General features: G+C 30.9%; 10 protein-coding genes. All 10 read left to right on the top strand.

What is annotated here, in order from left to right; translation table 11 throughout:
- Positions 1–759 precede the first annotated feature (759 nt).
- Positions 760–1,218 (top strand): hypothetical protein, encoded by a 459-nt coding sequence (locus tag ACP15M_RS14315; protein WP_425077884.1) that lies wholly within the window; start codon positions 760–762, stop codon positions 1,216–1,218.
- 130 nt (positions 1,219–1,348) lie between these two features.
- The gene (locus ACP15M_RS14310) at positions 1,349–2,296 is read left to right on the top strand and encodes a hypothetical protein (RefSeq protein ID WP_425077883.1); all 948 of its coding nucleotides are present in this window, start codon (positions 1,349–1,351) and stop codon (positions 2,294–2,296) included.
- A gap of 238 nt (positions 2,297–2,534) precedes the next feature.
- Positions 2,535–3,119, top strand: coding sequence for a hypothetical protein (locus ACP15M_RS14305; protein WP_425077882.1), 585 nt, complete (start codon positions 2,535–2,537; stop codon positions 3,117–3,119).
- A gap of 745 nt (positions 3,120–3,864) precedes the next feature.
- Positions 3,865–4,365: a hypothetical protein gene (locus ACP15M_RS14300; RefSeq protein WP_425077881.1), complete on the top strand. Its 501-nt coding sequence runs from the start codon at positions 3,865–3,867 to the stop codon at positions 4,363–4,365.
- A gap of 178 nt (positions 4,366–4,543) precedes the next feature.
- Entirely contained in the window at positions 4,544–5,329 is a 786-nt protein-coding gene (locus tag ACP15M_RS14295; protein WP_425077880.1) for a hypothetical protein, read from the top strand.
- Positions 5,330–5,471: 142 nt separating this feature from the next.
- Entirely contained in the window at positions 5,472–6,053 is a 582-nt protein-coding gene (locus ACP15M_RS14290) for a hypothetical protein (RefSeq protein WP_425077879.1), read from the top strand.
- 157 nt (positions 6,054–6,210) lie between these two features.
- On the top strand, positions 6,211–6,687 hold the full coding sequence (locus ACP15M_RS14285; RefSeq protein WP_425077878.1) for an SRPBCC family protein: 477 nt from the start codon (positions 6,211–6,213) through the stop codon (positions 6,685–6,687).
- A 755-nt stretch (positions 6,688–7,442) separates the two neighbouring features.
- Positions 7,443–8,435, top strand: a complete 993-nt coding sequence (locus ACP15M_RS14280) for a GTP pyrophosphokinase (RefSeq protein ID WP_425077877.1) — start codon at positions 7,443–7,445, stop codon at positions 8,433–8,435.
- Between the two features lie 220 nt (positions 8,436–8,655).
- Entirely contained in the window at positions 8,656–9,153 is a 498-nt protein-coding gene (locus ACP15M_RS14275) for a hypothetical protein (RefSeq protein WP_425077876.1), read from the top strand.
- Between the two features lie 157 nt (positions 9,154–9,310).
- Positions 9,311–9,781: a hypothetical protein gene (locus ACP15M_RS14270; RefSeq protein WP_425077838.1), complete on the top strand. Its 471-nt coding sequence runs from the start codon at positions 9,311–9,313 to the stop codon at positions 9,779–9,781.
- Positions 9,782–9,916 lie beyond the last annotated feature (135 nt).

The following is a 9,916-nucleotide window of genomic DNA, read 5'->3' as shown; positions in this document are numbered from 1 at the left end:
ACACTGTGTATAATTCATTGTTCAATTTGAGTGTACTCGGAAAATTCCTGCGGAATTTTCCTCTGGTTCGTTTTATTTTTACTAACTTAGTCCTAGCCAACACAACGAAATCATACACAAACTCGTTACCAACAATAGTGCAATTTTCGTGATGATTACTTTATTTCATACTTGAGTTACTAACTTTTATCGTTCGAAGTTTCTTTTCAACTTCTTCCCTATTTCCTTTTTTGGAGAACTTAACGCTTCTGTGGCTTTTTTATATTTGCTGTGGCTTAAATGAATCTTCCTATGAAAAATGAGGAGTTCAATTTATATAGAATTTTATCAAACAAAATAAATATTACATCTAACTGAAAATTGATTTATCTGCCAAATGCTCGCTAGCGTTCGGATTTGTTCTTATTCCAAAAAAGGTGTTCGTGATTATCGCTTTGGGCAACCTAAATGCTACTGTGTTTGTTTCCTCTAATCTAATGCAACGGTTTCTTGGGTTTCTCTGCTAAGTCTTGGCTAGCATTCTCTTTCGGTTGCTAATTGGACAATCTGCTTTGGTCTGTGATTTATCAATGGTTCGTCTTGCACTACAGTAGGTAACAACGTGTATAATTAATGCTCACTTTTTATTTTCATAGAAAAAAGACTACCTTTAACAAAATGATTTGTTTCATCTGAAAACTTGCCGTTTTCATTCGCACAAATCATACACAATCACGTTGTGTAACATTTAAGAAAACTATGTGTAATCGAACGAACAAATTGGAATTATGCACTTGTACAGATATAAATGTTGAAAAAATACAGCAATTATATTCTGATGAAATTCGTCAGTTGGATAAAAAAGAATTTCTCAAAGTTATACGTTGGAAATTAAGCAAGTATATTGGAAAAGAATGGAGCGGAATGGATGGCTTGATGATTATGCCTTCAAAAAACCTCACTCAAGATTTGACAGAAAATTATATTTTGAACGAATTAAATGAATACAATTGTTTTGATTTTGATTACAAACCAAATGAAGGCGATAATTTGATTTTTGAAATAGGTTGGCTATTTAATAAAAGAGGGAAAAAGATAAATAGAGAATTAAATTACGCCTATTCTTCCTACATATATAAAAACGAAAAATGGATAGCAGAAAGTTATAACTCGTTTTATGAAAAGACTGAAATAATTAACGAAGGAATATTAAAAAACGTTACACAACAACGTGTATAATTAATGCTCGCTTTTTATTTTCATAGAAAAAAGACTACCTTTAACAAAATGATTTGTTTCATCTGAAAACTTGCCGTTTTCATTCGCACAAATCATACACAATCACGTTCTACGCAATTTGACCAAACCTATGCACGTATATTTTGACTTAAACATTTTTGACAGAATCGAGAAGAAAGAAAATCTTCCTGAATCTGAAAATGAAATATATACGGAATTGGAGAATTTGGTACTTGAGAATAAAATTACTGTCCCTTATTCAAATGCACATCTGAATGACTTATTTCGTGGATTTCAAAAGAATCCGAATTATATAGATGGACATTTAGACAATATTGAAAAACTAACCAATAATCTTTGTATTTGCCAGTATTGGGGAAGAAAGGGAACGACTTGGCATTTTAGAGATATAAGAGAGTTTTTTAACGAAAAACAAACGGAATGGGAATTCGAAGTGAGTTCATTCGATGACTTATTTACTGATATGCCGAATTTTTACTTGCACTTTAAATTAGTTCCTCTACCTAAAGAATGGAAATTAGGATATCAAGACCCAATGTTCGGAATAATGTATCCGAAATCAAAAATTGAAAACAACTATTACGCTTTATTTGAGGACATATTTAACTTTCAAAGTAGATTAAAAACTGATTACAGCTTATATAAAATGCTTAAGGCTTATCTAATAAAGAGTATGAATAAGCTCAAAAACAATAAGGAAATGTTGAAATCTATAAAAGAAAACTTCAAGGATTTACCTAAACACTTGGACATTTTTGAACTTTCAGATTTATATGGACCAAAATCGAAAACAAGCGAAAACAGTAACTACTCAAAATTGATAGAAACATTTTATAAATACGATTTAAAAGGTTACAAGTCAGATGGAAATTTCAACAATATGTTTGATGACTCACTTCATACTTTTTATGGAGCACATTGCGATTTTTTCGTGACCAATGATGATAGGTGCAAATACAAAGCTGAAGAAACTTATAAACGACTGAAAATAAAAACAAGAGTAATAAAAGCAAACGAATATAAAGAAATAAAAAACTGCGTAGAACAACGTGTATAACTAATTGCTCTGTTTGTGATTACTCGGAAAATCCTACGGATTTTCCTCTAGTCTGTTTTCTTTTTACTAACTTAGTTCCAGCCAACGCAACAAGCCATACACAAACACGTTGTACAACATACCCGAAATGAACAAACTGCTAACAATTTCACTTCTGATTTTCTTATTTCTGTCTTGTAAAAACGATAAGAAATCTGAATTGGAATTTTATGCGGAAAACCAAACTTCATTTTTCGATTTGAGAAATGGAGATTGGACAAAAAATTCGTGGATTAGAAAACCTGAAAATCTAAAAATTGTTCACGAATCATTTAAAAAATTTGGTTACGACAAACTCGAACACCTGATTTTTAAAAGTGAAAATGAATTTTTAATTCAAGGAATTTATATAAAACGGAATTTCGAGAATTTAATGGACAGTTTGGAATTGACTTACAGCAAACCAGAAATACAAACAAAATATTACGCTGAATTTTGGAATCGGAGAAAAGCGGAACAAAATGACTCAATTGTTTATGAAATTATCCGAGAATTTAACTCAATGAAATCTGACAAAAAACGACTGAATTATCAAAATCAGTTTGTAAATGACACTTTAGTTGACTTATTGAAAATTGAGTTTGATAACCAAAATCTGAATTCTCAAAAAGCGGAATCTGACTTTTACACATTAAAAAAATACGGACTTAATCAATCAGCTTATAACCTACTCTACGAAAGAGCAGAATATTTGGAATTGGAATTAAACCGAGAAAAACTAAAAAAGGAATTGATTAAAACAGCGGAATATGAACAACCTTGGCTCATCGATAATGAAAAATAAAGTACGTTGTACAACAATGTATAACCGCAATTACGGCGGATTCGACTACGTCCGAATCCACTCGGAATTGCTAATGTTAGTTCTTAATCCGAAAAATATTAACTAACTTGCCCGTAACTGACGGTTATACGAAACCGTTACCAACAATAGTGCATTTTTCGTGATGATTACTTTATTTCATACTTGAGTTACTAACTTTTATCGTTCGAAGTTTCATTTCTACTTCTTCCCTATTTCCTTTTTTGGAGAACTTAACGCTTCTGTGGCTTTTCTCTTTTTGCTGTGTCTTAAATGAATCTTCCTATGAAAAATGAATAGTTCAATTTATATAGAATTTTATCAAACAAAATAAATATTACATCTAACTGAAAATTGATTTATCTGCCAAATACTCGCTAGCGTTCGGATTTGTTCTTATTCCAAAAAAGGTGTTCGTGATTATCACTTTGGGCAACCTAAATGCTACTGTGTTTGTTTCCTCTAATCTAATGCAACGGTTTCTTGGGTTTCTCAGCTAAGTCTTGGCTAGCATTCTCTTTCGGTTGCTTATTGGACAATCTGCTTTGATCTGTGATTTAACAATGGTTAGTCTTGCACTACAGTAGGTAACAACGTGTATAATTAATGCTCTCTTTTTATTTTCATAGAAAAAAGACTACCTTTAACAAAATGATTTGTTTCATCTGAAAACTTGCCGTTTTCATTCGCACAAATCATACACAAACACGTTGTGTGTAATTAAAAAATGAGTTTTAAGATTAAAATTACAGAAAAAATAATCGGTGTTTCTCTTATTTCTTTGAGTTGTTTATTCCTCTATTATTCAATTATTGGTTTCAATCAAATATTAAAATTAATAAATTCTGCAGGCGAAGAAATATCAATATTAAAAGTTATCAAAAACTATCACTATCCATTCATTGTTCCAATTTTGGGAATTGTTTCTGGAACACTTTTGTTATTTAGAAAAAGAATTGGCTGGATTGGTAGTGTTATAATATCTTTCACAAATGGTATAGTAATAGCTATTCTTTTATTGAAATCGTTTAATAACGAAAATTTGGACGAAGAAATGACTAATTCAGAAATAATTATATTTAGTTTAATCGCACTTGTATTCTTGATTTTTGGCATAACTCTTTTGAATAAATCATTTAGAGAAAAATATCAACCAACAAAATACACGTGGTCAATTATCTCAATTATTATATTAATGTTATGTATCGATAAAATTCTTATTGAGTAAAAATAACTACACACAACAACGTGTATAATTCATTGCTTCTGATTTTCCTTTCGGAAAATCCTTGCGCTGAATTAAAGCCAGTAATTTTTTATTAAATTAGTTGCTGAAACACGCAACGCAATCATACACAAACACGTTAGCATACATTTGGGCAAACCTCAAATCTTAAATATAATCAATGCAAATAATACTTTTCTTTTTAATATTCATAATTGGCTTAGGTTCATTAATTACTACATTCATAGCTATTATTCAAATCTTGAGTAATGATTTCAAAGAATCAAAAATTACGTGGATTTTTATTTCGATGATAGCTTTTATTGGGCCTATTCTTTGGTTAACCAAAGGAAGAAAATTAATTGTCAAAAATGGACAGAACATGACTATTGAAAAAATAAATAAAATTGAAAAACCTACACTTAAAAAGCACTATTCTGAATTAATTAAAAACTCAAAAAAGCAATTGAGTATTTTATCTTTTTTATCTATATTCTTAATACTATTTGGATATTTCGTTAGATTATTTGATATATATTTTTTTTGGGAAAGTAAATCTATAGGATTTGGACTTTTGTTAATTACAATTGCAAAGTTTCTTTTTGACGATATCAATGCTCGTCGAAAAAACAAATTGAATAGAGTTGGTATATACATTGTTTTTGGATTTTTATGTCTAGTAATTTTTATCAAAGCGATTTTTATAGTTATTATTCCAAATTCTAACGCTTATGACTCAGCAAAAGAAATTCTAAGAAATGATTCTAATCTTATAGCCGAAGTTGGTGAAATAAACTCTTTTTCCTATTTACCAAAAGGTAGTATGAGTCATCATAAAGACAAATACGGAACAACTGGAAGTGCTGATTTGACAATTATTGTAAAAGGTGAAAAAAAATACTTGGAAACAAATGTTGTTCTTAGAAAGGAACTAGAAGAAGATTGGAAATTGATCCATATGGATTAAAACGTATGCTAACAACGTGTATAATTAATGCTCTCTTTTTATTTTCATAGAAAAAAGACTACCTTTAACAAAATGATTTGTTTCATCTGAAAACTTGCCGTTTTCATTCGCACAAATCATACACAATCACGTTGTGAGCAATATGAGAAAAACGCTATCGATACTAATTTTGCTTCTGATTTTATCGTGTGATAAGTCTGATAATAAAACGATTGATTACGTAGCGTTTGAAATAACCGTCCCAAAAAGTTGGTCGGAATATGAAATAAATGGAATAGACAGTTACGTTAGTGGATTGATAACGGACAAAAATGACACTTTGATTTTTGATTTGGGTTGGTATTCGCCTGATTTGACTAAAAATCCAGAATTACTTGTATTTGAGGAATCTGAATACGCTGAATTTACAACCGAACAAAAAGAAAAACTAAAGGGAACTAAACACTTGGTTGTTGCGGACTATACATCAGCTGATTTTCAAGCAAAAGATTATTTAAAGTACGTATTCGAAATAGACAGTATTGATTGTTTCGAAGCTAAATTTATAAAGCCAAGAAACAAAGGTTTTGGAGCGAGCGGAATTTATATTGACAGTCTGAAAGGTGGTGGACCGAATTCGAATAAAACGCGATTGAGTTTTTATGGAAACAATTTGTCCGACTCAACTCAAGTGGAATTTTTTAAAGCTTTGAAAAGCATCAAACTGACAAAATATTGTGAATAAAATACTGCTCACAACAACGGCTATAGTTCATTACGGCTGAAATTCCTCATCGGAATTTCGAGCCTTTTTGCTAAATTTATGGTTACGGCGGAATGATACTCGCGTACCATTCCATAACGAAACCATAGCCAAAACCGTTGTACACAATACCCCAAAAATGCCGAGAATCGAACTTCAAACTGAAATAAAAGCCGACAGAAATATCGTGTTTGACTTGTCGAGAAGTATCGATTTGCACAAAATATCGACTGAACAAACTAACGAAGAAGCAATAGCTGGAAAAACAAGCGGATTAATCGGAATGAATGAAAGCGTGACTTGGCGAGCAAAACACTTTGGAATTTATCAAAAACTGACTTCCAAAATAACGGAATATGACAGACCGAATTACTTTGCAGACGAAATGGTAAAAGGAGCGTTTGCGAAATTTAAACACGAACATCACTTTGCGGAATCGAATGGCGGAACTTTGATGACTGACTTTTTTGATTATAAATCGCCTTTTGGAATTTTAGGAAAGTTAGCGGACAAGCTGTTCCTGAAAAAATATATGACTGAATTACTAATTGAAAGAAACCGAATTGTAAAAGAGTTTGCGGAATCTGACAAATGGAAAGAAGTGATAAATGAATAAAGTACTGTGTACAACAATGTATAACCGCAATTACGGCGGATTCGACTACGTCCGAATCCACTCTGAATTGCTAACGTCAGTGCTTAACCGAAAAACAATAACTTTAATCCCGTAACTGACGGTTATACGAGACCGTTACCAACAATAGTGCAATTTTCGTGATGATTACTTTATTTCATACTTGAGTTACTAACTTTTATCGTTCGAAGTTTCTTTTCAACTTCTTCCCTATTTCCTTTTTTGGAGAACTTAACGCTTCTGTGGCTTTTCTATATTTGCTGTGGCTTAAATGAATCTTCCTATGAAAAATGAGGAGTTCAATTTATATAGAATTTTATCAAACAAAATAAATATTACATCTAACTGAAAATTGATTTATCTGCCAAATGCTCGCTAGCGTTCGGATTTGTTCTTATTCCAAAAAAGGTGTTCGTGATTATCGCTTTGGGCAACCTAAATGCTACTGTGTTTGTTTCCTCTAATCTAATGCAACGGTTTCTTGGGTTTCTCTGCTAAGTCTTGGCTAGCATTCTCTTTCGGTTGCTAATTGGACAATCTGCTTTGGTCTGTGATTTATCAATGGTTCGTCTTGCACTACAGTAGGTAACAACGTGTATAATTAATGCTCTCTTTTTATTTTCATAGAAAAAAGACTACCTTTAACAAAATGATTTGTTTCATCTGAAAACTTGCCGTTTTCATTCGCACAAATCATACACAATCACGTTACCAGCAACTAGACACAAACTAATAGAATGGAAAAAAATAAAGCTCTTGAAGAATATAATAAATGTAAAACTAGTTATAATCGTCTTGGTAAAAACATAGTAGAAGCTCTGAATACTTTTTTAACTGATAATGGTATTGGATATTTAGATATTTATCATCGTGTAAAAAAGTTCGATTCTTTTTACGAGAAAATCGACCGAAAAGGATACAAAAACCCTTTCGAAGATATTGAAGATATTTGTGGTATTCGAGTGATTTGTTTTTACGCATCCGATGTTGAAAAAATAAATACTATAATCTCGAAAGAATTTAAAATTCTTGAACAAGAAAATAAATCTGAATTACTTGGATTGAAAGAATTTGCATATCGTTCTCAACATTTTATAATACAAATTAATGAAGAATGGAATGCTGCACCAAATTATAGAGGTCTCGAAAAGCTAAAAGCGGAAATACAAGTTAGAACTATATTAATGCACGCTTGGGCAGAAATTGAACATAAATTAAATTACAAAAGTGATGCTCAAGTTCCAGATAAATTTCAAAGAAAATTATTTAGATTAAGTGCAAAGTTTGAAGAAGCTGATGAGCAATTTGATGAATTAAGAAATGGAATTGATGGTTACAGGATTGAATTACAAAAAACAATTTCAAAATCTAAAGTATTTAATTTAGAACAAGATTTTAATCTTGAAACTCTATTATCTTTTTTAAAATTTAATTTCCCGAAATCAAACTGGAACGAAAAGAAAGTATCACGTATTTTCGAATCATTTAATAAAGGAAATCTAGATTTTGAAAAAATTGAAAAAGCGATAAAACTGTCTAAACCTAATTATTCAAAAATTCTGGAAGACCTCAAAAAAAACAACTATGAATCACAAAGTGAAACGGATGAAAAATTTCTTTGGATTGCTATGGATATAGGAAACAATGATTTTTATCAATTAAGACAAAAAAGAGGCCTTCAAGCTAGTTGGAAAAAAGTAGTTGACAAATGGAGGAAAACAATGAAATAGCAGCTGGTAACACCGTGTATAATTCATTGTTCGGTTTGTGTGTACTCGAAAAATTCCTGCGGAATTCTCCTCTGGTTTGTTTTCTTTTTGCTAACCTAGTCCTTGCCAACACAACGTAATCATACACAAACTCGTTGTACAACATTTGAAGAAAACAAAATACATAGCAATATTACTAGAAGTTCTAATCTTATATTCTTGTGGAACTAAACAAAACGTTTTGGAACATAAAAAAGAAAATGAATTTGAAAAATCATACAAGTATATATCAAAAGACACAACTTTTAAAAACAAGCTTAAGAGTTATTTCCCTGATTTGACAAGCTGCGAAAAACTTAATTTCTCTCACAGTGAGTTTGTTGAACCAATAACTCTAAATGACTTTCCTATCTGGTTACTTAGGAAAACTGAATTATTGAATGATATAAACGACTTCGACAATTTAGATAAAACTGAACAAATTAAAGTTTACGATTCTATTCATTTATTTTCCAAATACCCAATTGAACTAAATAAAAATCAGGTTGATAAAACAGATTGTGAAATACGATTGACTTTCGCCAAAAAAGTAAATAATAGACTACCCATTAAATATATAATTATCGACAAAAATGTTGATCCAAGAATAGATTATAAGCCACGAAAAGGTATTTATATAGTAGAGTTCAATGAAGAAAACACAATTATAGAAAGAGGCTATTTAATATTATCACATTAAAAAACGTTGTACAACAACGTGTATAATTCATTGTTTGGTTCGTGTGTACTCGGAAAATTCCTGCGGAATTTTCCTCTGGTTTGGTTTCTTTTTGCTAACTTAGTCCTTGCCAACACAACGTAATCATACACAAACTCGTTGTACCCAATTTGAGAAAATGAACGAACTAACATTTCATATTAATTCTAACGAGGAAATTTGGGAACTTTTTGACAAAGAACTGAATACCATTTTCATTCACAAGTTTGTGCCAAATGAAATCATTGAATGGTGGAAAACGGATTTAAAAACTCAAAGCGGAACCGAATTCAAAAACATGTCTGTTCGACAAATGGAAATGGATATTCAAACAGATTTGAACGGATTGAAAAAAATACTCGAACTTAACACAAAACAATTAAGAATATATCAATTCAATAAACCGATTTCGGATACACTCGAAATTGACAGATTACCTAAAAATAATAGAAAACAGATTTTAATGCAAAACGGATTAAAACACTACTTTTTTGTAAACTTTGAGTTTATAACGATTGGAAGCTTTGAATCTGAATTTATAAGCGGAATTGGATCAAATCCAAAATTTGAAAAACGAATTACGGAAAGAAAACAAAAATTATCTGAATAAAAAACTGGGTACAACACCGTGTATAATTCATTGTTCGATTCGTGTGTACTCGGAAAATTCCTGTGGAATTTTCCTCTGGTTTGGTTTCTTTTTGTTAACTTAGTCCTTGCCAACACAACGTAATCATACACAAAC

Source organism: Psychroserpens sp. S379A, from assembly GCF_049800755.1.
Classification (GTDB): Bacteria; Bacteroidota; Bacteroidia; order Flavobacteriales; family Flavobacteriaceae; genus Psychroserpens.
Note: the sequence above shows the minus strand (reverse complement) of the source record. Positions and strands in the feature narration are given on the sequence as shown.

Bases quoted from the DNA above. Each gene is read 5' to 3' on its own strand.
- ACP15M_RS14310 (WP_425077883.1), top strand. From the start codon at position 1,349: ATGCACGTATATTTTGACTTAAACATTTTTGACAGAATCGAGAAGAAA.
- ACP15M_RS14300 (WP_425077881.1), top strand. From the start codon at position 3,865: ATGAGTTTTAAGATTAAAATTACAGAAAAAATAATCGGTGTTTCTCTT.
- ACP15M_RS14295 (WP_425077880.1), top strand. From the start codon at position 4,544: ATGCAAATAATACTTTTCTTTTTAATATTCATAATTGGCTTAGGTTCA.
- ACP15M_RS14290 (WP_425077879.1), top strand. From the start codon at position 5,472: ATGAGAAAAACGCTATCGATACTAATTTTGCTTCTGATTTTATCGTGT.
- ACP15M_RS14285 (WP_425077878.1), top strand. From the start codon at position 6,211: ATGCCGAGAATCGAACTTCAAACTGAAATAAAAGCCGACAGAAATATC.
- ACP15M_RS14280 (WP_425077877.1), top strand. From the start codon at position 7,443: ATGGAAAAAAATAAAGCTCTTGAAGAATATAATAAATGTAAAACTAGT.
- ACP15M_RS14270 (WP_425077838.1), top strand. From the start codon at position 9,311: ATGAACGAACTAACATTTCATATTAATTCTAACGAGGAAATTTGGGAA.